This window comes from Myxococcus sp. MH1, assembly GCF_059738865.1.
Genome location: NZ_AP026947.1, coordinates 1,804,042 through 1,826,979, shown reverse-complemented (window position 1 = coordinate 1,826,979; position 22,938 = coordinate 1,804,042). Strand labels below are relative to the sequence as shown.

The 22,938-nt window shown below is 68.7% G+C and carries 18 protein-coding genes and 3 pseudogenes; 11 read left to right on the top strand and 10 right to left on the bottom strand.

What is annotated here, in order from left to right:
• Positions 1–13: 13 nt before the first annotated feature.
• The 5 genes and pseudogenes from AC6JA9_RS07555 to tnpC all read left to right on the top strand — a co-directional run bounded on the left by AC6JA9_RS07555 (position 14) and on the right by tnpC (position 6,147).
• The gene (locus AC6JA9_RS07555; RefSeq protein WP_497959347.1) at positions 14–2,041 is read left to right on the top strand and encodes a type I restriction-modification system subunit M; all 2,028 of its coding nucleotides are present in this window, start codon (positions 14–16) and stop codon (positions 2,039–2,041) included.
• A complete protein-coding gene (locus AC6JA9_RS07550; RefSeq protein WP_497959346.1) occupies positions 1,984–3,444 on the top strand; it encodes a restriction endonuclease subunit S domain-containing protein in 1,461 nt (486 codons plus the stop codon). Before AC6JA9_RS07555 ends, AC6JA9_RS07550 begins: the two co-directional genes overlap by 58 nt.
• A 415-nt stretch (positions 3,445–3,859) precedes the next feature.
• Positions 3,860–4,246 (top strand): hypothetical protein, encoded by a 387-nt coding sequence (locus tag AC6JA9_RS07545; RefSeq protein ID WP_497959345.1) that lies wholly within the window; start codon positions 3,860–3,862, stop codon positions 4,244–4,246.
• A complete protein-coding gene (gene tnpB, locus AC6JA9_RS07540; protein WP_497960643.1) occupies positions 4,246–4,620 on the top strand; it encodes an IS66 family insertion sequence element accessory protein TnpB in 375 nt (124 codons plus the stop codon). The genes AC6JA9_RS07545 and tnpB (AC6JA9_RS07540) overlap by 1 nt, the downstream gene beginning before the upstream one ends.
• Positions 4,621–4,636: 16 nt before the next feature.
• A pseudogene (gene tnpC / locus AC6JA9_RS07535) lies at positions 4,637–6,147 on the top strand (IS66 family transposase).
• A gap of 30 nt (positions 6,148–6,177) precedes the next feature.
• Here tnpC and AC6JA9_RS07530 read toward each other — a convergent pair.
• The 4 genes and pseudogenes from AC6JA9_RS07530 to tnpA all read right to left on the bottom strand — a co-directional run.
• Entirely contained in the window at positions 6,178–6,537 is a 360-nt protein-coding gene (locus tag AC6JA9_RS07530; RefSeq protein WP_497959343.1) for an IS66 family transposase zinc-finger binding domain-containing protein, read from the bottom strand.
• Positions 6,538–6,688: 151 nt separating this feature from the next.
• Positions 6,689–7,054 carry an IS66 family insertion sequence element accessory protein TnpB gene (tnpB, locus tag AC6JA9_RS07525; RefSeq protein WP_497959342.1) on the bottom strand — a complete coding sequence of 122 codons (366 nt, stop codon included), beginning with the start codon at positions 7,052–7,054 and terminating at the stop codon, positions 6,689–6,691.
• Between the two features lie 3 nt (positions 7,055–7,057).
• On the bottom strand, positions 7,058–7,207 hold the full coding sequence (locus AC6JA9_RS07520) for a hypothetical protein (RefSeq protein ID WP_497959341.1): 150 nt from the start codon (positions 7,205–7,207) through the stop codon (positions 7,058–7,060).
• 3 nt (positions 7,208–7,210) lie between these two features.
• Positions 7,211–7,336 (bottom strand): annotated as a pseudogene (gene tnpA / locus AC6JA9_RS07515) (IS66 family insertion sequence element accessory protein TnpA); the annotation flags it as partial.
• Positions 7,337–7,443: 107 nt separating this feature from the next.
• Between tnpA and sitI6 the strand changes: the two are divergent.
• Positions 7,444–7,749: pseudogene (sitI6, locus tag AC6JA9_RS07510) on the top strand (SitI6 family double-CXXCG motif immunity protein); the annotation flags it as partial.
• A 9-nt stretch (positions 7,750–7,758) separates the two neighbouring features.
• Here sitI6 and AC6JA9_RS07505 read toward each other — a convergent pair.
• A complete protein-coding gene (locus tag AC6JA9_RS07505) occupies positions 7,759–9,753 on the bottom strand; it encodes a c-type cytochrome (protein ID WP_497959340.1) in 1,995 nt (664 codons plus the stop codon).
• Positions 9,754–10,012: 259 nt separating this feature from the next.
• On the opposite strand from AC6JA9_RS07505, the gene AC6JA9_RS07500 reads away from it, so the two are divergent.
• Together AC6JA9_RS07500 and AC6JA9_RS07495 are read left to right on the top strand one after the other, a co-directional pair.
• Positions 10,013–11,545, top strand: coding sequence for a sensor histidine kinase (locus tag AC6JA9_RS07500; RefSeq protein WP_408891701.1), 1,533 nt, complete (start codon positions 10,013–10,015; stop codon positions 11,543–11,545).
• Positions 11,542–12,234, top strand: coding sequence for a response regulator transcription factor (locus AC6JA9_RS07495; RefSeq protein ID WP_141332557.1), 693 nt, complete (start codon positions 11,542–11,544; stop codon positions 12,232–12,234). The genes AC6JA9_RS07500 and AC6JA9_RS07495 overlap by 4 nt, the downstream gene beginning before the upstream one ends.
• 9 nt (positions 12,235–12,243) lie before the next feature.
• Here AC6JA9_RS07495 and AC6JA9_RS07490 read toward each other — a convergent pair whose 3' ends face one another.
• Positions 12,244–12,942 carry a class I SAM-dependent methyltransferase gene (locus AC6JA9_RS07490; protein WP_223746365.1) on the bottom strand — a complete coding sequence of 233 codons (699 nt, stop codon included), beginning with the start codon at positions 12,940–12,942 and terminating at the stop codon, positions 12,244–12,246.
• A gap of 202 nt (positions 12,943–13,144) precedes the next feature.
• On the opposite strand from AC6JA9_RS07490, the gene AC6JA9_RS07485 reads away from it, so the two are divergent.
• Positions 13,145–14,749, top strand: a complete 1,605-nt coding sequence (locus AC6JA9_RS07485) for a ligand-binding sensor domain-containing protein (RefSeq protein WP_223784821.1) — start codon at positions 13,145–13,147, stop codon at positions 14,747–14,749.
• Between the two features lie 95 nt (positions 14,750–14,844).
• Here the strand turns inward: AC6JA9_RS07485 and AC6JA9_RS07480 are convergent, their stop codons facing one another.
• Entirely contained in the window at positions 14,845–17,535 is a 2,691-nt protein-coding gene (locus tag AC6JA9_RS07480) for an amidohydrolase family protein (protein ID WP_497959339.1), read from the bottom strand.
• A 128-nt stretch (positions 17,536–17,663) separates the two neighbouring features.
• Here AC6JA9_RS07480 and AC6JA9_RS07475 point away from each other — a divergent pair, with 128 nt between their 5' ends.
• The gene (locus tag AC6JA9_RS07475; RefSeq protein WP_248542174.1) at positions 17,664–19,028 is read left to right on the top strand and encodes a sigma 54-interacting transcriptional regulator; all 1,365 of its coding nucleotides are present in this window, start codon (positions 17,664–17,666) and stop codon (positions 19,026–19,028) included.
• 5 nt (positions 19,029–19,033) lie between these two features.
• On the opposite strand, the gene AC6JA9_RS07470 is transcribed toward AC6JA9_RS07475, so the two are convergent.
• Positions 19,034–19,852, bottom strand: coding sequence for a M15 family metallopeptidase (locus AC6JA9_RS07470; protein WP_497959338.1), 819 nt, complete (start codon positions 19,850–19,852; stop codon positions 19,034–19,036).
• A 138-nt stretch (positions 19,853–19,990) separates the two neighbouring features.
• Here AC6JA9_RS07470 and AC6JA9_RS07465 point away from each other — a divergent pair, with 138 nt between their 5' ends.
• The gene (locus tag AC6JA9_RS07465) at positions 19,991–20,635 is read left to right on the top strand and encodes a DUF3332 domain-containing protein (protein WP_141328777.1); all 645 of its coding nucleotides are present in this window, start codon (positions 19,991–19,993) and stop codon (positions 20,633–20,635) included.
• 322 nt (positions 20,636–20,957) lie between these two features.
• Here the strand turns inward: AC6JA9_RS07465 and AC6JA9_RS07460 are convergent, their stop codons facing one another.
• The gene (locus tag AC6JA9_RS07460) at positions 20,958–21,509 is read right to left on the bottom strand and encodes a hypothetical protein (RefSeq protein WP_223746361.1); all 552 of its coding nucleotides are present in this window, start codon (positions 21,507–21,509) and stop codon (positions 20,958–20,960) included.
• Positions 21,506–22,873: a hypothetical protein gene (locus AC6JA9_RS07455; protein ID WP_473566336.1), complete on the bottom strand. Its 1,368-nt coding sequence runs from the start codon at positions 22,871–22,873 to the stop codon at positions 21,506–21,508. The genes AC6JA9_RS07460 and AC6JA9_RS07455 overlap by 4 nt, the downstream gene beginning before the upstream one ends.
• Positions 22,874–22,938 lie beyond the last annotated feature (65 nt).

Below are 22,938 nucleotides of genomic sequence, written 5' to 3'. Positions count from 1 at the left end.
GGACGGGTACGCGATGGCAAAGAGCAAGACGGTGGACGTGGCGGCCGCAGCAGCCGCCCTCACGGCTATTCCCGAAGGCAAGATCGTTGACTTCATCAGCGGCAACCTCCTCACGGACACGCCCGAGGAGTACGTCCGCCAGAACGTCGCCATGAGCCTCGTGCTGGAGTACGGCTACGACCGCTCGCAGATCGAGGTGGAGTTCAAGGTTAAGGTGGGGTCGAGCCGGAAGCGCGTGGACTTAGCCATCTTCCCGCCGGACACACAGCATGTTCAGGAGAACATCTCGGTCATCATCGAGACGAAAAAAGAGGGGACAAAACGGGAGGACAAAAACGACGGCGAGGGCCAGCTCAAATCATACATGGCTGCGTGCCTGAACGCCGAATACGGGATGTGGACCAACGGGGAGGATCGGGTCTGTTATCAGCGGGGAACAGACAAAGGCACTCACATCTTCATCGAGTCCATCGACATTCCAGCTCAGGGACGAAAAAAGGCCGAGGCGCCAACCCGTGACGTGCTTCGCCCTGCGACTGGCGACAACCTCCTTTTCGCCTTCCGTCGCTGTCACAACTATATCGCTGGCAACCAGGGGCTCCAAAAGCCGGAGGCATTTTGGGAGCTACTGAAGCTGATCTTCTGCAAGATTGAAGACGAGCGGTCTGAGGACGATACCCTCCAGTTTTATGTGACACAGACTGAGCGGTCCTCAATGACCCAGCAGGCCAAGGTGAAGGTCAGGCTACAGAAGCTGTTCACGGAGAAGGTGGTGAAGGAGTACCCGACCATCTTCAAGCCGAATGACCAGTTGGAAATGAAGCCCGCAGTCCTGACTTACGTGGTCAGCGAGTTGCAGCAATATGCACTGCTCGACTCGCCAGTGGACGTCAAGGGCGTGGCGTACGAGGCGGTGGTCGAAAGCAACCTCCGTGGTGCCCGCGGCGAGTTCTTCACCCCGCGGAACGCCTGCCGCATGGCGGTAAAGATGCTCAACCCGCAGCCCGGCGAGCGCATACTAGACCCAGCGTGTGGCACAGGCGGGTTCCTGACCATTGCCATGAACCACGTCCTCGACATCATCCACGAGAACCACCGCAAGAGGTGGCGAAATGGCAAGCCAACCGAAACACAGACTCTAGAATATCACCGCGCCCGCAGCCAGTTCCTAGTCAACAATATCTTCGGCTTGGACTTGAATCCGAATTTGGTCCGGGCAACGAAGATGAACATGGTAATGAACAATGACGGCTCGGGAAGCCTCTACCAGTGCGATTCGTTGGAGCACCCGCACCGCTGGCCCGAGGAGGCGGCCAAAGCAGTCCCGCTGGGCTCAATCGACGTGCTATTTGCCAACCCGCCTTTCGGGACGAAAATCGTCCGCGACGAGCCGCGTATTCTACAGCAGTACGACGTCGCGGCGCAGTGGACCGATAAGGACGATGAAGGCAAACCGGTCCCACTGTGCATGAGACGGATGGCCGACGGGAAGCCTATCCTCCAGTCATCCCAGCCGCCGGAACTTCTGTTCGTCGAGCGAGCTATCCAGTTTCTAAAGCCAGGTGGTCGGATGGCCATCGTTCTGCCGAACGGGCTTCTGAACAACACCGGGTTGGCCTACTTCCGAAAGGTGATCCTCGAAAAAGCGCAACTCCTTGCCGTCGTAGACATGCACCGGGACCTATTCCAACCGAATAACGACACCCAGACGAGCATGGTGTTGCTGCGAAAGTGGGGCGAGGGGCAGAATGCCGAGAAACAAGGAGACTACCCGATCTTCATGGCGATCGCCGACGCAGTGGGGCACAACAAGCGAGGGGCAGTAGTTTACAAGCGTGAAGCGGACGGGAGTCTAATTCTCGAAGAAAAGGCTATCAGGCAGACTCGGACATCTCGGACCGGCGAAATCCAAGAAGTAGTGGTGAAGTCGAAGCAGCCAATCGTCGATGACGAACTAGATGAGGTCGCCGACAGCTATCTAGAATGGCTGGATCGGATGTCGAGTTCGGCCGGTCGGCGCTCGATGCGCGGGGGCGTGTGATGCGGGTCGCAACCACCAAAGCGACTGACGTCTATACGGCCATTCGCCTCGATTCGAAGTTCTTCCTCGACGAGGGGCAAGTCGCATACCTGAGAGTGATAAAAGGCAAGTGGCCGATGGTCACGGTTGGGGATGTCTTTGGCAAGAGGAACATCTGGATGCCGCCCCGCATCACACGAGTGATTGCCGCCTCGGCTGAGCATGGTAAGCCGCTCCTCGTCCCGTACGATTGCTTCCGCTACCTTCCTTGGTCACGGGATTACCTAAGCAAGTCCCAGGTCAAGGACTATGCAAGTACAGAAGTCCAGCGGGGCTGGTTGTTAATTGTCCGGTCGGGACGGAACCTTGGCCCAGTAGCAATGGTAGACAAATACCTGGAGCGATTCACTGTCTCCGACGACATGATTCGTATATCACTGCCAGGCACCGACGAACTGCTCTACTTTACTGCCCTGATGAGCACAAAGATTGGCCAAGCACTGATCCGGCGAGACCGCAACGGCTCTGTGATTGACCATCTAGGCCCAAAGCAGGTTGCCGCGCTTCAATACCCTGTAGTGAACGCTACACTCAAGACGAAGTGCATCGATGCCTTTCGCGCCGGGCTAGACCTCCGAGAGCAGGCGAGATTGGCGATTGAAAAGGTGATGGGAGAGTTCCTAGAGCACGTCGGGCTGACGCCTCAGCAACTGGCGTTGAAGACCGGAAACGAGGCCCGCCGCTTCTCGATATCAAGGAAAGTGCTCGCCGACCGATTCGACAGCGAGCCCTATGCGCCTCTGTATAGGACATACCGTGACCGCATAATGGCCGGCGGAAGCGCAACGAGCGTGAGTGATCTTGCCGACGTTGTCCTTCTGGGCCGCAAGAAAACGCTTTATGTGGCGGACGAGACCTACGGAGTGAAAGTGTTGAACGGTCGGCAAATCGCTCAATGCAAGACAATTGCAGTGCAGAGTGTCAGCAGCAAGGCTTGGGACGACATGAACGACTACTTGCTCACCAAGGACATGGTACTGGTGACGTGCGACGGTCGCGCTGAGGAGAATTTGGCGGACTGCGTGCTCGTGAGAGACGACCGGGAGGGAATGGCAGCAAACTGGCATATCGTCCGACTGAAAGCCAAGCAGAATGTGCACCCCGGGTTGCTCTACCTTGCCTGCGCATGTGGCCCGATTCAGCAGATCTTCAAATCGCTAGCCCGTGGGTCAGTGATCGACGGACTGACAGCACAAGACATCTCCCTGCTCAAGCTGCCTTTCCCACGGGACGCGAAGGCAAACAAGCTCGGTGACGATGCAGTGAACGCCTGGAACCTATTCGCAAAGGCAAGCAAAGCAGAACGAGCGGCCATAGCCGAGCTTGAGACAGAGTTCATGGGAGATTTGGCGACACCCAATTAATACGACTTGGTCACTTCAAGAATGAGTGAGGGCGAGCGGACTGTTCCCCAGGCATGACGCCAACGCAGATGAATCGGCTGGAAAGGGAGCTGGAGAGCTTCCTTGAGTAGTCGCGGTAGGGACGACTCTTCACCCGTGAAGGCTGGAGCCGCCCCCCGCACAGATCCCAGCGGGCGCTGCTAACGCACTGGGCTCTTGCCTCGAGTGGTGACGTCGAAACGCTCGTCTGGCCAGGGATGCTGGATACGGGCTTTCGGAAGCCATCGGTCCACCAAGGTCTTCATCCTCGCCCAACTCGTCTGGTCTCGCTGGCTCCGGCGCCGAAGCGCTTGGTACGTAAGACCTCGCCGTGCCCCGTCGTGACGGGCCGAGCCGCTCGTGAGACCACCGTTGGCCACACGCCAGGAGGTGGTCCATGGATTTGGAGAAGGAGTTGGAGCAGTTCCGGCAGGAAGCGCAGCGGCTGAAGGCCGGGAGGCGCAGCGGCTCGTTGTCTTTTCCCGAGGCGTTGCGAGCCTTCGCGGTCCGCTACGCCGAGCACACGGTGGCGTCGGGCGGGACGATGACGGACGCGGGAAAGAAGCTGGGCGTCTCTGGGCCGACACTCTACGAATGGCGAAAGGGCCGCTCGCGTCCGAAGCCCGCGGAGAAGAGCGCGGCGCTGGTCCCGGTACGCGTCAGCGCGCGGCTTGCGACGCAGGCGGGAGTGCAGCAGGTGGCGCTGGTGACGCCAGGAGGTTGGCGCGTCGAAGGGCTGAGCGTGGAGAGCGCCGCGCAGCTATTGGAGAAGCTGGAGTGCTGATGCTGACGCGCGCGGTGCGTGTCTTCGCATACGCGGCCCCGGTGGACATGCGCCGGGGCTTCGATGGATTGAGCGCCCTCGTCGAGCAGCAGTTGGGGCAGCAGTTGCTCAAGGGCGACGTCTTCCTCTTCGTCGGCCGGTGTAGGCGTCGAGCCAAGGTGTTGCACTTCGACGGCACGGGCCTGGTGCTCCTCACCAAGCGACTCTTCCGGGGACGCTTCGCCAGGCCCTGGAGCGAGGAGGGCGCGCAGGCGGTGGAGTTGACGGTGAGCGAGCTGTCTCTCTTCCTGGAGGGTTGCGAGCTGGCGGGGCGGTGGAAGCTGTCGCCGCCCGCCGTGGACGACAAAGTCCTTGCGATAGGCGGTGCGATGTAGCACCCAGCGGAGAGTCATGACGCGCGTGGAACAGCTTCGAGACTTGGAGACAGCCAGGCAGGTGGCCAGCCTGCTGGAGGCGGAGAACGCCCGGCTGCACCAGCGCCTTGAAGCCCTCGCCCTCGAGAATGCCCGGCTCAAGGGCGAGGACGCGCAGGCGCGGCTTCAGTTGGAGCTCGAGGGACTCAAGGAGCAGTTGGCCCTCCTGCAGAGGCGTCTGTTCGGCGCCTCCAGTGAGAAGCACGGGGAGAAGCCCGCGAAGCCTCCGCGCACGAAGCCGCAGCGCGGCCACGGCCCCACGGCCCAGCCCGAGTTGAAGGTGCAAGAAGTCCTGCTGCCGCTGGATGAGTCGGACCGACTCTGCGGCCTGTGCGGCGGTGGCCTGCACGCGTGGGAGGGGCAGACGGAGGACTGCGAGGAAGTCACCGTCGTCGAGAGAAGCTTCGTGCTGCGTCGCGTGCGCCGGCAGAAGTACCGCTGCCACCAGGGCTGTGCGCCGGTGACAGCCCCCGCGCCGCCGCGGCTCATTCCGGGGGGCCGCTACTCGCTGGAGTTCGCCGTCTACGTGGCCCTCATGAAGTACGGCTTCCACCTGCCGTTGGCCCGTCAGCAGCGGCTGTACCTGCGCGAGGGCCTGGTGGTGGAGGCGCAGACGCTCTGGGACCAACTCGACGCGCTGGCCGGCCACCTGCAGAAGTCCTACGAGGCGCTGCTGGCCGAAGTCTTCACCTCGCCTGTCATCCACGCGGACGAGACGTACTGGCTGCTGTTGGAGAAGGGGCCAGGCACCAAATGGTACGCCTGGACGGTGGCCTCGCCGGACACCGTCTTTCACCGCATCCTCCCCAGCCGCTCCGGTGCGACGGCCAGGACGGTGCTGGGAGACTACGCCGGAGTCGTCCTGGTGGATGGGTACGCGGCATACCAGACGGCGACGAAGTCGGGCCCGGACGGGCCCTCCCCCGCGACGCTGGCCTTCTGCTGGGCGCACGTGCGCCGCAAATTCTTCGAGGCGAAGCAATTCGCGCCAGCATGCGAAGAGGTGCTGCGGCTCATCGGCGAGGTGTATGCCATTGAGGCGGACCTGCCCGGCTGGTACGCCCTGACGGCAGAGGAGCGCCAGGTCGCGCTCGCGCAGCGGCTCGCCGTACGCCAGCAGCGCTCCGCGCCAGTCGTCGAGCGCATCCGGCAGTGGGCACTGGCCCAGCGAGCCGCCCCGGGCAGCGCGTCCGCAAGGCCCTGGAGTACATGCTGAAGCTGTGGGACGGGCTGACCGTCTTCTTGAGAAATCCCGTGGTGCCCATCGACAACAACCACGTCGAGCGGCAGATGCGCGACATGGTGATGGGCCGCAAGAACCACTACGGCAGCAAGTCGAAGCGAGGCACCGAGGTCGCCGCGCTCTTCTACTCCCTTATCGAGACGGCACGCCTGCGAGGTGAGGACCCCGGTAACTACCTGCGGCGCGCTGCGCTCGCTGCCATTGAGAACCCAGGCACGGTCACACTTCCGAAGAGCCAGGACTGACGGTCGCTCCCGCCGGCCGTCCCGGGCGGGTCAGCACGGCGCCGGGACGGGGCACGGCGAACAGTTACGGACTTCCTGCACATGCACCTGCTTCTCGAAGAAGGCCGGCACGTACTCGTACACCACCGTCCGGCGCCCCTCGCCCAGAGACTTGAGGGCCTCGCTGCCGCACGCCGGGCAGCGCCGCTCTTCGGCGGGCACCTCGTGCGGGACTTCGCGCTCCACGGCCTTGGCAGCCTTGCGTGCAGCGCGCTCGCGTCGGGTCCGCAGCGCACTCGCGGCCCGGGCCGCCTCGTCCTCCGGACGCGTGGACGACGGCTTGAGCTCCTTGGCCACCGACGGCAGCTTTTCCGTCTTCCTACCGAAGAGGCGCCGCTCCATCGCCGCCATTCGTCCTCGCAGCGAGTCCAGCTCTCCGCCAATCCGGCTCACCTCGGCCTTGAGCTCTTCGGCCTCTTCTCTCCAGGCGCAGTGGTGGTCTTGGGGTAGCTCGCGTGGCACCTGGTGCCAACACCTTGCCGCGCCTCGGGCTGTCCTCGCGCTACGAAGACGTGCGCCCGGGTGGCGTCCAGGCGGGCGAGCGTTTGACTTCGGTGACGTCCATGCCATCCAGCAGCATCGCCAACTGCGTCGCGTCCAGGTGCACCGCGCTCGCGTCCGCGTCCACCTTGGGCAGCCGGAAGCGGCCCGTCTCCAGCCGCTTGTACAGCAGCACGAAGCCTCCCCGACTCCACGTCAGCACCTTGATGCGGTCGCCCCGCCTCGAGACGAAGGCGAAGAGGTGGCCGGAGTAGACGTCCTCACCCCAGGCGGACTTCACCAGCGCCATGAGGCCATCAATCGACTTGCGCATGTCCACCGCCTCGGTGGCCAGCACCACGCGCACGGACGCCGGAAGCGTGAACACGCCTCACCTACCCAGGGCGGTGACGAGCCGGGCTACGTAGTCGACGTCGGCGTCCGCGGCGAACCGCAACCTAGCTCCACTGGCCAGCACCACCTCGAACTGCACCGGGCTCGGCGGCGCGACGGTCGATACCTCCACCGGCAGCAGCCGCACCTCCTACTCCTTCCGGGGGCGCTGACGTCGGCTCCGGTATACCCACGACTGCAGCGTGCTCAGCCTCAACCCTCGCTGTGCGGAGAACTCCTTCTGCGTCAGGCCGCTCGCCTCGAAGGCCTCGGCGACCTGGAACCACTCCTACTTCTCAACCCGCTTCGACACTCCGGCCAGGGTCCACCACGACTGCTACCCCGGCAATGCCTCCCTGCACGTCGCTCGTCGGACAGTTACGCCGCACCGAGCTGCGCTTCCGGCAGAAGAACCCACCAGAGCTGCTGGAGATTCAGCTCAATCCCGTCGGGAAGCTCCACTCCGACTGCATGCCTCCCGACCATCCACCGCCCTGCTCGACATGTGGTCGCCTCAACCTCCGCTGGCCCGAGGCCCCCATCCTGGACGCGGCCTCACTCCCCATGGAGCTGGACCTGTTCAGGCTGGGGAACTTCGCCACGATGCTCATCGGCACCGAGCGCCTCGTGGACACCGTGAGCCGCCTGCAATTGGACGGCATCACGTTCCGCGAGCTTCCCACCCGCTGAGCGCGCACCTCACAGCGTGCGCAGGTACTCCACCAGGTCGTCGACCTCCGTCTCCGTGAGGTCCGCGGTGGTGCCGTGCTTGTTGGACGCCCTGCCCTGCATCAGCCGGCCCTTGAGCGACAGCGCGCTGCCGTCGTGCAGGTACGGGGCCGTGCGCGCCAGGCCCAACAGCGACGGCGTGTTCAATCCCCGCTTGCGCGTGTTGTCGTCGTCCCGCATCGGCCCCGTGGTGATGAAGGTCCCCACGTCCGCCTGTTTGTTGTTCGTGAAGTGCGCGCCCTCGTGACACGTGTCACACGCGGCCTTCTTGAACACCTGCTCACCCCGCGCCTGCGCCGCCGTCTGCACCGAGCCCCGATACGGATTGTCCGGCGTGGGAATCACGTCGATGAACGCGGACAGCTGCGCCACCATCACCCCATCCAGCGACGTACCGCCCATCCGCCCTCGCACCGTCGCGTCCAGGAAGTCCCTCATCGACGGGAACTCCCCGCTCCAGTGGAACGGTCCCGTCTCGGTCACCTTCCGCCCCGCCAGGCTCGGCGTCTGCCGCGGCCCGTCCGGGAAGCCCCACACGTGCCCGTCATCCCGCCCGTCCAGGTGACACGACGCACACGACGCCGCCACCCCCGCGCTCGTCATCCGCGAATCCAACGCCGAATAGAACAGCTTGCGCCCCGCCGCCTCCTGCGCCGTCAGCACGTCCTCCCCCACCACCGGAATCGGCGCACCCTGCGTGCGCACGTTCGCCACGTTCCCCGAGCCGTCGTTCACCAACGTCGTCACCGTGTGGTCGAACGCGTTGTAGACGTACACCTTGCGCCCATCGCGCGTCATCGCGATGCCGCTGGGCCCCGAGCCCACCCGCACCAACTGCCGCACCGTGCTGCCCCGCTCCCCCGTCAAATCCAACCCCGTGCGCCGCTGCGTCGGCAGGATGGCCACGTTGTCCGTCTCGCGGTTCACCAGGAACAGCCACTGCCCCGACGGGTCCACCACCGCCGCCACCGGCCCCTGGATGGGGTGACTCGACTCCGGGCTCACGATGGTCGACGGCGGGAAGTCCGGCTCCTCGCTCGGCGGCGGACGGCACTGGTCCAAATCGTCCACGCGCGGCGAGCCATCCCCCGTGTCGAACGTCAACACGCCCGGCGCCACCACGCCCGCCGTGTTGCACGGCCCACCCCCGCCATAGAGCGACCCCCCAGGCCCCCGCCCGTCACTCGTGAGCGAGTCCTCGCGCGCCCACAACGTCGGCGCGAAGGCCCGCGCGCCGTCCGGTGCCACCACCACGTCCGCCATGCCTCGCGGACGGAACAGCACGTCCGACGAAGGGAAGGGAATCGGCTCATCCGCCGCCACGCCCTGCCGCGTGTTCGCCCGCGCGTACAGGTCCGTGCCCTCGCGCTGCATGCGCGGCTGGTGCGCGTCCGACAGGTCCACCGTCACCAGGTCCGCGTGCCGGAACAAGCTGACCAGCGCCCTGCGTCCACCATCCACCAGCGCGACGCCGCGCGGCTCCTCGCCCACCGGCAGCTCCCAGCGCACCTCCAGCGTGCGCGTGTCCACCGCCATCAGCGTGCCGTACACCGAGGAGTCCAGCGCCGTGCTGTTCACCACGTAGAGCGTGTCCCCGTTGGGAGACACCGTCAGCCCCATCGGCTCCACGCCCACCGCCACCCGCGCGGCCTCGTTCCAGTCACCCCGCCGGATGACGGACACGCTGCGGGCCCCGCGGTTGGAGACGTAGACGGTGTCGTCCGGGCCCACCACCACCCGCTCCGGCCCCGCGCCCACCTTCACCTCGCCCACCTTCTGTCCGCTCGCGGTCTCCACCACGGCGAGCACGCCGGTGTCCGCGTCCACCACGTACAGGAAGGCGTCGTCCCGACTGAGCGCCACCGAGCCGGAGGCGTTGGTCCACGCCGCGCCCGTGGAGCGGTCCTCGCACGCACACAGCCCGAGCGCCGCCGCCAGGACTCCGGCCAGAAGATGCCGCTTCATGAAGTCTCCTCTCGCGTCCCCCGACGGGACCACCACCCACCGTGCCTCGTCGTCGGAAGTTGCCGCGCTGTGTCGGAGGGGAGGACACGCCCGGCCCTGGTCGCTCGCCTCCCCCGCGAGCCTGGCATGCTTGCACCAGACCCCCCGCGAAGTCGATGGCCTCCCGGGGCGGCCTCCGGGTGCCGGACAGACGGCCTCGCCGCCCCCCAGGACGAAACGCCCGAGCGTGTCGCACCGGGTGGGAGTAAAGGAGTGGGACGTGTCCCGTTCGTCCTCCGTCATCCTGAGCTTCCGGCGCACCTTCGCCCTGCTCATCATCCTGGTGGTGCTGCCCTCCGCCGGCCTGTCCGGCTTCGGCGTGGTGGCCATCATCAACGAGCGCGCCGCGGTGGAGAAGCGCCTGGAGTCCGCCTGGCGCGGGACGCTGGAGACGCTCTCCCAGGAGCTGCCCCGGCAGCTCGCCGAGGCCCGGCTGGAGCAGGAGGCCGGCACCCTGCGCCTGGAGGCCGCCGACGGCCGCATCCTCTCCGAGCCCGACGGCACCTTCCAGTTGGAGGGCGGTCGCGCCATCACCGAGGACCCCCAGCTCGCCGAGGCCCTGGGCACCGTGCTGCCAGAGGTCGGCTCGCTCCCCGAGGCGCCCACCTTCTTCTCCCTGTCCACCGGTGGACGCTCCGTCGTCGTGGTGGCCGAGCGTGACGGCGCCGTCGTGCGCGGCGTCCGCCTGTCCGTGCGCGCCCTGGAGACGCTGATGACGGAGCAGGTGGAGCCGCGCGCCGTGTCCAGCGAGCCGGTGCGCTTCGGCCTGATGCCCGTGCCCCGCGAGTCCTCCGGCGAGGGCGGCCTCATGGGCAAGCTCGTGTCGGAGGTGGCCCAGGCCCGCGCCAGCGCGCTGGGGCCGCAGGTGCTCGCCGAGCGCGTGCTGTCCCCGCCCCTGCAGGACTTCCGGCTGGTGGTGCTGCCCACCGGCGAGGACCCGGTGGCCCGCGCCTCCACGCGCAACCGCGCCGTGTACGGCGTGCTCTTGGGGCTCTTCTACCTGACGCTCACCTTCGGCGTCGTCTACACCGGCCGCGTGCTGTACCGCGAGGCGCGGCTGTCGCGCATGAAGACGGACTTCGTGTCCCTGGTGAGCCACGAGCTGCGCACGCCGCTCACCTCCATCCGCATGTTCATCGAGACGCTCGCCCTGGGACGCCTCAAGGACCCCGCGCAGATGCAGGAGGTGCTCACCCTGCTGACGCGCGAGACGGAGCGGCTGTCCGTCTTCATCGAGCGGGTGCTGGACTGGTCGCGCATCGAGGGCGGACGCAAGGTGTACCAGCGCGAGCCCCTGCCGGTGATGGACGTGGTGGACACCGCCGTGTCCGCCTTCCGCGCCCAGCGGCTGGAGGGCGGCGTGGACCTGAAGGTGGACGTGGCCGACGACCTGCCGCGCGTGGACGTGGACAAGGAAGCCGTCGCGGGCGCGCTGCTCAACCTGCTGCAGAATGCCTACAAGTACAGCGGGCCGGCGGACCGGCGCATCCAGCTGAGCGCGCACCGCTCCGGCCGGTGGGTTGACTTGACGGTGGAGGACAACGGCGTGGGAATCGCTCCGAAGGAACGCAAGCGCATCTTCGAGCGCTTCTACCGGGTGGACAACCTGCTGACGCGAAAGACGGAGGGCAGCGGGCTGGGACTGGCCATCGCCCGGCGTATCATCGAGGCCCACGGCGGCAGCATCACCGTGAAGAGCGAGCTGGGCCGTGGCAGCCGGTTCACCATCCACCTTCCGGTGCAGAAGGCATGAGCGACACGACGCGGCGCATCCTGGTGGTGGAGGATGACTTGTCCATCCTCACCGGCCTCTCCATGAACCTGCGCTTCGAGGGCTACGAGGTGCTCCAGGCCCAGGACGGCCGCACCGGCCTGCAGCGCGCGCTGGACGACAACCCGGACCTGATGGTGCTGGACCTGATGCTCCCGGAGCTCAACGGCTTCGAGCTGCTCAAGGAGCTGCGCCAGCGCGGCCGGGACACGCCCGTGGTCGTCCTCTCCGCCAAGGGCATGGAGACCGACAAGATTCTGGGCCTCAACCTGGGCGCGGACGACTACGTGGTGAAGCCCTTCGGCCTCCAGGAGCTGCTCGCGCGCATCAAGGCCGTGCTGCGCCGCCGCTACCCGACGCCGGGGGGCGCGCCGCCGGTGACGTTCGGCGACGTCAGCGTGGACATGAACGCGCGCACCGTGGCCCGGGGCGGCGCGGCCGTGGAGCTGACGGCGCAGGAGTTCAAGCTGCTGGCGCACTTCCTGGCGCACCCGGAGCGCACCTTCACCCGCGAGGAGCTGCTGTCCGGCGCGTGGGGCTACCACTACGAGGGCAGCGCGCGCACCGTGGACAACTTCATGCGCCAGCTGCGGCTGAAGTTCGAGCCGAACCCCGAGGAGCCGCGCCACTTCGTCACCGTCCGGGGCCTGGGCTACCGCTTCGAGAAGTAGCCGTGGAGCTCACGGCCCCGCGACGCCGATGTGGCGCGAGTCCTCCAGGTCGAAGGGCTTGCCGTCGAAGCGCCCGTAGCGCTCGCGCGGGATGAAGCCCGCGGCGGTGAGGGCGCTGTCCAGCTCCTGGGGCGAGAAGTGCCGCAGCTTGAGCCGGCGGATGGGGCTGGGCACGCCCGGCTGCTTGCGCTCGCGCAGGTGCAGGGCGAACAGCGGGCGGCGCGGCTCCAGGCCCGCGTTGGGCTCTTCATCATCGCGCGGGAGCACCGGCTCGCGCGGCGTGTTGAGCACGTCGTAGACGAAGGTGCCGTCGGGCGTGAGGTGGTGGCGCACCGTCGCGAGGAACGCCTCCAAATCATCATTGCCCGGCATCAGCCCCAGCGCGTGCTGGGGGGCGAGCACCAGAGGGAAGCGGTCCGGCATCCGGAGCGCTCGCGGGTCCGCGACGAGGAAGCGGGCGCGGTTGGAGACCTCCGCGGGCTCCGAGGCGCGGCGCTCCTCGGCGGAGCGGATCATCACCTCGGAGGGGTCCACGCCCACCGCGGTGTAGCCGTGCTCGGCCAGGGCCCAGACCACCCGGCCGTTGGCGGCGCCCAGGACCAACACTGGCCCGCCGTGCTCGGCCGCCTGCCGTGTGTAGAAGAGGAGGTCCGGCTCCTGGCCCACCAGGGACAGCGGTGTGCGACCTCGCGCGTCGTTCCCACCCATGGAGGCAAGCCACTAGCACGTTTGCTGGGGTCTTCGGGACAGCGACTTGCCCTGGCAGGGCAGCCGATTGCCCACCCGTTGTCCGGGAGCGGACGAAGGGCGGCTTGGCGCGGCGGTAAACCCTGGCATCGGCCTTGCGATGCAGGTGCCCGGACGACGGTCGCCCATCCGGGGCGGTCCGGGTTTCGCGGGGTGGATGCGGATGACGCGGGGATGGCGCTGGGCGGGTGCGCTCTTCATGGCGGGCGCGATGTGGACCATGGCGGGTTGCGACTCCAAGAGCAGCGACGAGTCGCAGCAGGACAACCCAGGCATGGACGACCCGGGTCCTCCGCCCGAGCGGCCGGGCCCCTCGGACGGGACGGACGCGGGCACGCCGGACGGCGGGGGCGGTGAGCCCACCGAGCCCGACGCGGGCACGCCGGACGGCGGGGGTGGCGAGCCCACCGGGCCGGATGCCGGCACGCCGGACGGCGGTGGCGGCCCGACGACGCCGGACCCGCGCGCGGACGCGGAGATTCCGCCGCTGCCCTCGGCGCCCGGCTGGCGCTTCTACGGCGCGGACCAGGGCGGCCCGCTCACCGTGTACGGCGTGAGCGCCGACGAGGCGGGCAACATCTGGGTGGCCGGCGGCGAGGAGGGCCTGTTCCTGCTCAAGCGCGGCGCGGAGCGCTTCGTGCGCTACGGCATGGAGGACGGCCTGCGTCCGTACGGGTACATGGACGACGGCAGCACGCCGCCGGGCGCCAAGTACCTGAAGGTCATCTCCGTGGCGGGCGGCAAGGCGGGCACCGTCTTCGTCGGCTACGAGGGCATGCCCGGCAAGGGCTCCGAGCACTGCGAGAACAACTGGGACGGCCCCAGCCCCGACCCCGCGCGCTACAAGAGCGGTGACGCGGACAAGGTGACGCTCAACGGTGACGGCACGCTGGACGTCATCCACTACGACATCTTCTCCGGCCCCAACGTGGTGGCCGCGGAGCCCCGCGGGCGCGAGAAGCTCTGCAACATCCTGCGGCTGCGCTACGACAAGCGCACCAACAGCATCTGGTTCGGCGGCAACCACGGCTTCGCGCGCGGCAACGCGGAGTTCAACGGCGCGCCCATGTGCAACGGCCAGCTCAACTGCACCGGCGTGTTCGAGCACGTGCACCCGCACGTCAACGCGCTGGACGCCAACGGCCGGGTGATTCTCCTGACGGACGCGTACTACGGCGTGGCGGTGGACCCGGGCGGCGACGTGTGGTTCGGCGGCTCGGACCGCACCACGCGCTTCCGCTACGGCACGCTGGGCGGCAACTTCTGGCGCGCGCAGACGGGCTCGGAGAACGACTCCACCAACAAGCTGGACCTGTGGCCGGACGCGAAGCCGGAGTACTCCACGCCCGCCGAGCGCGTGCCGGACAACATCTCCGGCGCGGTGGTGGCCAACGACGGCACGGTGTGGCTGAGCTCCTTCAGCAACGGCCTGGTGCGCATCGACGCGAACGGCGCGGTGCTGGGCCACCTGGGCAAGGGCTCGGGGCTGGTGGACAAGTACCTGTCCGCGCTCGGCAAGGACCCGTCCGACGGCAGCATCTGGACGGGCGCGTCGTGGGGCGGCGGTCTGTCGCGCGTCAAGGGCGGCAACATCACCAACTATGGCCTGGACGTGTTCGGTCGCCGCTACGGGATGTCCCGGGTGAGCGACATCCAGGCGGATGCTTCCGGCAGTGGCCGGCGGATGCTGGTGTCCTTCCTGGGCTACCAGGACTCCACCACCAAGAAGTGGGTGGCGGGGGTCATCGGCATCTATGAAGGGAACTGAGTCGGGCCCGCGCCTCGTGTCCCGATGAAGGCACGCGGCGGCCGTCCTCCTCGGGGGGCGGTCGCCGCGTGGTTAATTTCAGCGAACGTCCCGCGCTACTTCGCGGGCAGCGCGCGGTGCTTCTCGAAGAGCGCCTGCTGACGGCTGACCAGCGGCACCTGCCGTCCGGCCAGCCACATGCCCAAAGGCCGCGTGGCCGACTCCAGCGGGTCTCCGTTCCACAGCACCACGTCCGCCGTCGCGCCCGGGGCGAGCCGCCCCACCGGCAGCTCGAGCGCGTCCGCGACGTTCGACGTCATCGCCTTGAGCGCCTCGGTGTGCGGCAGGCCCCAGGCCACCGCGTTGCCCGCCTCCTGCGCCAGCGTGCGCACCATGCCGGGCTCGCCCAGCACGGAGAACAGCACCTTCACGCCCGCCGCGCCCAGCAGCGCCGACGCGTCCAGCCGGCTGTTGAGCCGGTCGAAGTCCAGGGGCAGGTTCTGCGTGGGCTGAAGGATCACCGGCACCTTCGCGTCCGCCAGCTCCTTCGCCACGAGCCACGCCTCGCTGGCCCCGGCGATGACGAGCTTGAGGTTGTACTCGCGCGCGAGCGTCAGCGCCGCCCGGATGTCCGACGCCTTCTGCGCCACCATCACCACCGGCAGCTTGCCCGCGAGCACCGGCTGCAGCGCCTCCAGGTCCAGGCGGCTCGCGCCCACGTCGCGCATGCGCCGCTGCTCGAAGTCACCCTTGCGCCGGCCATACTCGCGCGCGTCCGACAGCACCTCGCGCAGCCGCTCCAGCACCAGCGCCCGCGAGCCCGACACCGCGTCCCGCCCGCCGATGCCCAGGTGGATGTGCATCGCCAGCGGCGTGCGTCGAACCGCGCCGTCCGTCGACACGAGCGCGCTCTGTCCCGAGATGAGCCCGCCGTGCTGCACCGTCAGCGCGCTGGTGACGCCGCCCAGCCGCGCCACCGCGAACGCGGCGGACACGGGGTTGACGTCCTCCGCGGACACCAGCGCCGCGCGCACGTCGCGCTTGTTCGCCTCGCCGCGCAGCCCGTCGTCCTGCGTCGACACCTCCGCGCCCACCTCCACCAGTCCGAGCTGCGTGAGCGGGTCCACCAGGCCCGGCGTCAGCACGCGGCCCTTGCCGTCCACCGCGCGGCACCCCGAAGGCACCGCGCCGCCCTCGCCCTGCTGGCGCACGCTCGCGACCTTGCCGCCGTCCACCACCACCGTGGCGCCCTTCACCCAGGCGGCGCCCGTGAAGGCCGTCACGCCCTGGAACACGGTGCAGGCCTCGGCGCCCAGCGCCAGGGGCTGCGCGCACTCGCGCGTCTTCGTCACGTCGCAGCGCTCGGTGAGGCCCAAGTCGGTCAGCGACGGCACCGGCGCGGACGCGGCCACCAGCTTCGCCGGGCCCTGGGCCATCTCGCCCACCTCGAAGTCGCTCGCCTCCACCGCGCCCGAGCCCGCGTCGAACGTCACCACGCCGTCCGCCCACACCTTCTGGGCCCGCGCGTAGACGCTCAGCGGGTGGCCCTTCCACAGCACCACGTCCGCCATCTTCCCCGGCTCCAGCGAGCCGGTGACGCCCTCCACGCCCATCACCCACGCGGCGTTCAGCGTCACCCAGCGCAGCGCCTCGTCCTCCGGAATCGGGATGCCCGACTCCCGCGCGCGCCACATCGCCTTGCCGGCCTCCTGGTTCAGCCGCTGGATGCCATAGGCGGAGTCCGAGTGGATGACGGCCTTGCCGCCCGCCTGCGACAGCAGACCCGCGTTCTCCGGGATGCCGTCCCACGCCTCCAGCTTGAAGCCCCACCAGTCCGCCCACGTCGCCACCGCCACGCCCTTGGCGGCCAGGCTGTCGCGGACCTTGTAGGCCTCCAGCGCGTGGTGGAAGGCGCGGATGGTGTAGCCCGCCTCCTGGGCCACCTGGAGCATCACCTCCATCTCGTCCGCGCGGTAGCAGTGGTTCTGCACCAGGATGTTGCCGCGCAGCACCTCCGCGAGCGTCTCCAGCTTCAAATCACGCATCGGCTCCGGACCCGCCTCGTCCAGGCTCTTCTCCTTCTTCTTCGTCCACTCGTCCCGCTTGGCCATGTAGTCGCGGGCCTGGGCGAAGGCCTGCCGGTAGCCGGCCACGTTGGCCATGCGGGTGGCGGGCGCCATGTTGCGCCCCGCGCCATAGACGCGCCGGGGGTTCTCGCCGCACGCCATCTTCAGCGAGTCCTTCGCCCCCGGGAAGCGGACCTCCGCCGCCGAGCGGCCGAAGTGCAGCTTCACCGGGAAGCCCCGGCCGCCAATCAGGTTGGCGCTGCCGGGCAGCACCAGCAGGGACGTGACGCCGCCCGCCGCGGCGCGGCGAAGCCCGGGGTCCTGCGGCCAGAACGAGTGCTCCGCGGAGACCTCCGCCGTCACCGGCGCGGTGGCCTCGTTGCCGTCCGAGTTGGAGAAGGAGTCGGGCGACGCATAGACGCCCAGGTGGCTGTGGGCGTCGATGATGCCCGGGGTGACGTAGAGGCCGGTGCCGTCCACCTCCTCGGCGCCCGGGGGGCTCGTGACCTCGGCGTTGCGTCCCACCGCCGTCAGCTTTCCATCCACCCAGGCCACCGCGCCGTCCTCGATGGCCGGGCCGGAGGCGGGCAGCACCGTGGCGTGGCGCACCACCACCGCGCGCGTCTGCTTCCAGACACGCGTGGCCCCGGGGGGCGCCTCGGCGGGGGTGGTGGGGGTGGGAGCCCGCGGCACGGTGGCGCAGGCGGAGGCCAGCAGCAGGAGCAGGGAGGAGGAGCGCATAGGGGTGGCCCGTCGTATCACGGCCCCCTGGGGCTCCAACCATGCCCGGTCGCCTGGAGGGCGGCCTGAACCCCACCCGACAGGAAGTCACCTCGCGACGAGAAGCCGTCTAGAATCCCCGCCCGGTCATGCCCCCTCTGCCCCCAGCCCCCATCCCCTCGCACACCGTCATCAACGCGCGAGGCCAGGGTGAGCGACTCTCCGCGCAGCAATTCCACCTCGTCCTCCTCGACACCGAGCGCGCCGGCACCGTCTTTCCGCTCGCCAACGAAGCGCTGCGCGTCGGCAAGGCGGCCGACAACGACGTCGTCATCGACCACCCCACGGTGAGCCGCAACCACCTGGTGGTGCGCCGCCAGGGTGACCGCTTCCTCGTCCAGGACCTGGGCTCCACCAACGGCACCTTCCTGGACGGCGCCCAGGTGCGCGAGGCGTACCTGCGGCCCGGCGCGCTGCTCGAGGTGGGCGATGTCCGCCTGCGCTTCAGCCCCCAGCTGGCCCCCGTGCAGGTGGAGCCCACGCTGGAGGACCGGCTGGGAGACTTGGTGGGCCGCAGCCTGCCGATGCGGCAGATCTTCGCCCTGCTCCAGAGAATCGCCCCCACGGACTCGACGCTGCTGCTGGTGGGCGAGACGGGCTCCGGCAAGGGCGCCGCCGCCAAGGCCATCCACAAGTTGAGCCCCCGCGCGCCCGGGCCGCTCGTCGTCTTCGACTGCGCCAGCGTCTCCGACTCCCTCATCGAGAGCGAGCTGTTCGGCCACGAGAAGGGCGCGTTCACCGGCGCCGTCAGCCAGCGCATCGGCTGTCTGGAGCGCGCCAACGGCGGCACGCTGTTCCTCGACGAAATCGACGACCTGGCGCTGGACCTCCAGCCCAAGCTCTTGCGAGCGATTGAGGACCGCGAGTTCCGCCGGCTCGGCGCCTCCACGCCCATCTCGTTCGACGCGCGCATCGTCGTCGCGAGCAAGAAGGACCTCTGGGCCGAGACGCAGGCGGGCCGCTTCCGCGAGGACCTCTACTTCCGCCTCTCCGTGTTCACCGTCAGCCTGCCGCCCTTGAGAGACCGCAAGGAGGACATCCCGCTGCTGGTGGACGCCTTCGCGGGCGAGGGCCTGTGGCTGCGGCTGCCGGAGAAGATTCGCGAGCAGTTCAACGGACACACCTGGCCGGGCAACGTGCGCGAGCTGCGCAACGCGCTCGAGCGCGCGCGGCACATGGTGGACATCCCGGAGCTGGCCGGGGACGCGCTGCTGCGCGAGTTCACCCGCGAGGCCCCCGCCCCCGCCGGCGACTTCCTGCCCGCCGAGTTCACCGGCCCGTTCAAGGTGTGCAAGGACGAGCTCATCCGCGCCTTCGAGCGCGAGTACCTCACGCGCCTGCTGGGCCGCGCCAAGGGCAACATCGCCCGCGCCGCCCGCGAGGCGGAGCTGGACCGCAAGCACCTCTACTCGCTGCTGCACAAGTACGGGCTGGTGCAGAGCGAGGGCGACTGACCTCGTCACCGGGCCGGAGCACACGCGGCGTCGAGCAGCTCCGGCCGGTACTCGAAGTGCATCGTGTCGTAGTGGTACCAGCGGCCTCCCCAGATGAAGCCCTCCGCCTCGAAGGCGTCCACGAGGGCCTGGGGGATGGAGTTGCGCCAGCGCACGGGATTGCGAGGCTTCTGCCATTCCCAGTAGTGCGAGCGCGCGACGTTGAGGTCGATGGAGACGCCGTACGCGTGGGCGCTGCGTCGGTTCGTGTTGGCGATGTTGCGCCAGACGAACGTGCCGCCCACGCCCTGGAGATAGGGCTTGAGCGAGGCGTCCTTCGCCACGAGTGACGCCAGCCGGGCGCTGACGCGCTCGAAGGCGGGCGCCACCTTGCGGTTCACCTTCAAGCGCTGGCCCAGGAAGTCGATGGGGATGACGTCCACCTGCTCCCGGGCAGCGCCGTAGGTGGCCTCGAACAGCGGCTCGAAGCGGATGCGGCCGGGGTCCTCGTCCTCGCGGGTCACCGGGGTGATGGGCCCCTTTCGATAGGGAATGGACAGCGTGTCCTCCAGGTCCGGGGCCTCCAGCCTGCGGGCGAACGACTTCGTCTGTCCGTCGTCGAACGGGAAGGAGCGTCCGTCGGGCAGCAAGAAGCCCCAGCACGAGTCGAGTCGCACGGGCGTGAGCGCCGGATACCACCGGGCCAGACACACGAGCGCGGCGGGTGGCGCATCGGCCTCACGGGGCTGTGCGCGCGTCTCGGCGTCGACGGGCTCGGCGGCGTGCACCGGCAGGGACAGGAGCCACGCGACGAAGGCTTTCGATGACAAACGCGGGGAAGGCATCCCCCGCATCCTCGCACCTCCAAGGGCTGGGAAGTGCTGTCCATCGGATGAAGCCACGAACACGGTGTGCCGGGGAAAACCGACGTGGCATGGTGCGTCTGCCTTCGCAGTCCTTCCATCCCCCCAGGAGGGTTCACGATGAAGCGTCCGTCTCCCTGGCTCGCCGTGCTGTGCGCCGGTTTCATCTCGATGCACGCGACCGGGTGCTTCGGCAGTTTCAAGCTCACGCAGAAAATCTGGCAGTTCAACAAGAACATCTCGGGCGAGAAGTTCGTGCAGTGGCTGATGTTCCTCGTGCTCGTCATCGTGCCCGTGTACCAACTGGGCTCGCTCATCGACGCGCTCATCATCAACAGCATCGAGTTCTGGAGCGGCAACAACCCCGTGTCCAGCGTGGACGGCGAGGACGACGGCACCCGCGTGGTGCGCCTGAGCCCCACGGACGTGCTGCGCATGTCGCGCGACGCCCAGAGCGGCGTGATGCGGCTGGAGCTGGAGCGCGAGGGCCAGGAGCCCGTCATCCGCCACTTCGAGCCGCTGGAGAACGGCATGGCGGTGCGCGACGACGCGGGCGCCCTGCTGGTCCGCGCCGAGGGCGCCGCGGACGGCACGGTGGCGGTGACGGACGCCGCGGGCCAGACGCTGACGGTGCACGCCAGCGAGGCCCTGGCGCTCGCGCGGCGCATCTACGAGGAGGGCGGCGCCACGGCGCTCGCCCGCCACACCGTGGACCAGGCCCGCGTGTCCCAGGGGCTCGCGCTCAACACCTGCGCGGCGCACTGACGGGGCTCCGCGAGCAGCGCGCCCGGCGGGCCCTCCCGCACGCTGACGGAGGGCTCGCGCCAGGCGCTGGCGCGGCGGCGGCGCTCCTCAGGGCCGACGCGCCGACCCCGAGACGCGCGGAGGGTTCGCGCCAGGCGCTGGCGCGGCGGCGGCGCTCCTCGGGGCCGACGCGCCGACCCGAGACGCGCGGAGGGTTCGCGCCAGGCGCTGGCGCGGCGGCGGCGCTCCTCGGGGCCGACGCGCCGACTTGAGACGCGCGAGCGGACCGCGCCCCTCGCGCGAGGCGACGCCCGAGCCTCCGGGCGTCGCCTCCGCCTCGGTCCTACGGAGGCGTACCCGCGTCGAGCGGCTCGCCCTCTTCCGGCCCGAAGCCCGCGTCGCGCGCCTCGGAGGAGAACGTCCCCTCCAGGCTGCGACCGGCGCCGTAGCCCTCGCCCTTCTTGAAGGACATGGAGAAGTCCCCGCGCGTCTGCTCGCCGGGGTTGCCTCCCGACTCCAGTTGCAGGTCCCCCTTCTCCACCGGCGCGAAGACACGCGCCGGCTCGCCCGCGTTGAGGTGCACCACCGTGGCGCGCGCCACGCCCGACGGCGTCGTGCCCGCCAGGTTCACCTTCGCGCCGGGCCGCAGGTCCAACCCCTCCGTGGATACGGTGAGCCGCACCACCAGGTCCACGTCCAGGTCGTTGTTGCGGAAGTAGCTCACCTGCAGCGCCTCCGCGTTGCGGAGGATCTCCACCCGCGACACCTCGAGCGGGAACAGCTCCGACACGCTGCCGGACAATGAATTGTCCGGACGCGCGCACGCGAGCATCCCCGCGCCCGAGACCACACCCGAGAGCGTCAGCGCCGCGAGGGCGCGGAGCGCGCTCCTCATTGCTCCACCGCCAGACGCAGGACACCCTTCTTGGACGGCGCCATCACCGGCAGGCGGTACAGCACCACGCGCTTGCCCGTGGACAGGTAGGCGAGCTTCGGGGACCACGCGCCGTCCTCGTCCACCACCGTCTCACGCCAGATGCCGCCGATGCGCGTGCTGATGAGGAGCCGGTCCTCCGTTGGGTTGCAGCCCGTGTCGTTGTTCCCCGACTCCGACGAGCAGAAGTAGTGCGCGATGGAGGGCTCGTGGTTGATGGGGTCGAACGCGAGCGACGGATACCAGCCACCCGTGCCACGGCCGAACACCGGGTCCGGCGTGGACCACTCCCCCTTCGTGTTGCAGCTCGTCGCGGTGGGGCTCGGGCAGTCCAGGTACAGCAGCACGTCGCCACGCGACGAGGAGCCGCGGTTCTGCACGGCGATGCCGAAGCCCTGCTCCGGGTCGAACGCCATGGAGGGCCCCAGCTGCGTGTTGCCGATGCTCTCCGCCGTGGCGACCTCCACCGGAGCGCTCCACGCCACGCCATCCGCGGCGCGCCGCTGGAATACGATTCCGGCGCCCGTCGCCTGCGCGCCCTCCTTCACGTAGTCGTGCACCACCGCCGGCTGCGCGCCCGCCATGATGAGCCCGATGTGTCCGCCGTAGCCCGCCTTGGTGTCACCCGACGCCGCCACCATGCGGAACGCCCAGCTGGACGGGGGACCGCCGCTCGCCAGCTCCAGGTCCGCCGACTCCCAGTCCTGGCGCCCGAAGTTGCCGTTGTGCCCGTCGCGATACGCGATGAGCGCCTGGCTGCCCGAGAACACGATGGACGAGTTGAGCCCCACCAGGAAGCCCACGTCGCTCAGCGGGTTGTTGATGGCCGCCGCGTTGGAGCGCGTGGCGACGATGCTCTCCGTCCACACGCCCGCCGCCGAGCGGTAGGACACCGCCAGGTCGCTCTGCAGCCAGAACGTGGAGTTGTCGCGTCCGCCGCCCAGGTACGACACCGCCGGCTGGCCGTTCGCGCCGAAGGCCACCGACACGCCGTACACCCGCTGCACGGTGGCAATCTTCTCCACCGGCCCGAGCACGCCCGCGTCGAACTCGCGGTAGCGCAGGTCGTAGTTCGTCTCGCTCCCCGTCGCCGTCCCGTTGTTCACGAAGTACACCATGCCGATGCGGTCGTTCGGCCCCACCGCCATGGCGATGTTGGAGATGGGATTGAACTCGCTCGGGTCCGCGTCCACCTCCAGCTTGGTGAAGGTCTCCGTCGTTCCCCCGCCGCCATCCGGCCGGCCCGCGTCCGGGTTGTCCGGCTTCGAGTCCTTGCCGCAGCCCATCGCCAGCGCCAATCCCAGTGCCCAGGCATGACGTCTCATCTTGGTCTCCTTGCGTTTCCGGCCGTGCACAACGTTGCGTCGCATCCTAGTTCACCCACGCACCC

Bases quoted from the DNA above. Each gene is read 5' to 3' on its own strand.
- tnpB (WP_497960643.1), top strand. From the start codon at position 4,246: ATGCTGACGCGCGCGGTGCGTGTCTTCGCATACGCGGCCCCGGTGGAC.
- AC6JA9_RS07505 (WP_497959340.1), bottom strand. From the start codon at position 9,753: ATGAAGCGGCATCTTCTGGCCGGAGTCCTGGCGGCGGCGCTCGGGCTG.
- AC6JA9_RS07495 (WP_141332557.1), top strand. From the start codon at position 11,542: ATGAGCGACACGACGCGGCGCATCCTGGTGGTGGAGGATGACTTGTCC.
- AC6JA9_RS07455 (WP_473566336.1), bottom strand. From the start codon at position 22,873: ATGAGACGTCATGCCTGGGCACTGGGATTGGCGCTGGCGATGGGCTGC.
- AC6JA9_RS07475 (WP_248542174.1), top strand. From the start codon at position 17,664: ATGCCCCCTCTGCCCCCAGCCCCCATCCCCTCGCACACCGTCATCAAC.
- AC6JA9_RS07485 (WP_223784821.1), top strand. From the start codon at position 13,145: ATGACGCGGGGATGGCGCTGGGCGGGTGCGCTCTTCATGGCGGGCGCG.
- AC6JA9_RS07550 (WP_497959346.1), top strand. From the start codon at position 1,984: ATGGCTGGATCGGATGTCGAGTTCGGCCGGTCGGCGCTCGATGCGCGG.
- AC6JA9_RS07545 (WP_497959345.1), top strand. From the start codon at position 3,860: ATGGATTTGGAGAAGGAGTTGGAGCAGTTCCGGCAGGAAGCGCAGCGG.
- AC6JA9_RS07480 (WP_497959339.1), bottom strand. From the start codon at position 17,535: ATGCGCTCCTCCTCCCTGCTCCTGCTGCTGGCCTCCGCCTGCGCCACC.
- AC6JA9_RS07460 (WP_223746361.1), bottom strand. From the start codon at position 21,509: ATGAGGAGCGCGCTCCGCGCCCTCGCGGCGCTGACGCTCTCGGGTGTG.
- AC6JA9_RS07555 (WP_497959347.1), top strand. From the start codon at position 14: ATGGCAAAGAGCAAGACGGTGGACGTGGCGGCCGCAGCAGCCGCCCTC.
- AC6JA9_RS07530 (WP_497959343.1), bottom strand. From the start codon at position 6,537: ATGGCGGCGATGGAGCGGCGCCTCTTCGGTAGGAAGACGGAAAAGCTG.
- AC6JA9_RS07465 (WP_141328777.1), top strand. From the start codon at position 19,991: ATGAAGCGTCCGTCTCCCTGGCTCGCCGTGCTGTGCGCCGGTTTCATC.
- AC6JA9_RS07470 (WP_497959338.1), bottom strand. From the start codon at position 19,852: ATGCCTTCCCCGCGTTTGTCATCGAAAGCCTTCGTCGCGTGGCTCCTG.
- AC6JA9_RS07490 (WP_223746365.1), bottom strand. From the start codon at position 12,942: ATGGGTGGGAACGACGCGCGAGGTCGCACACCGCTGTCCCTGGTGGGC.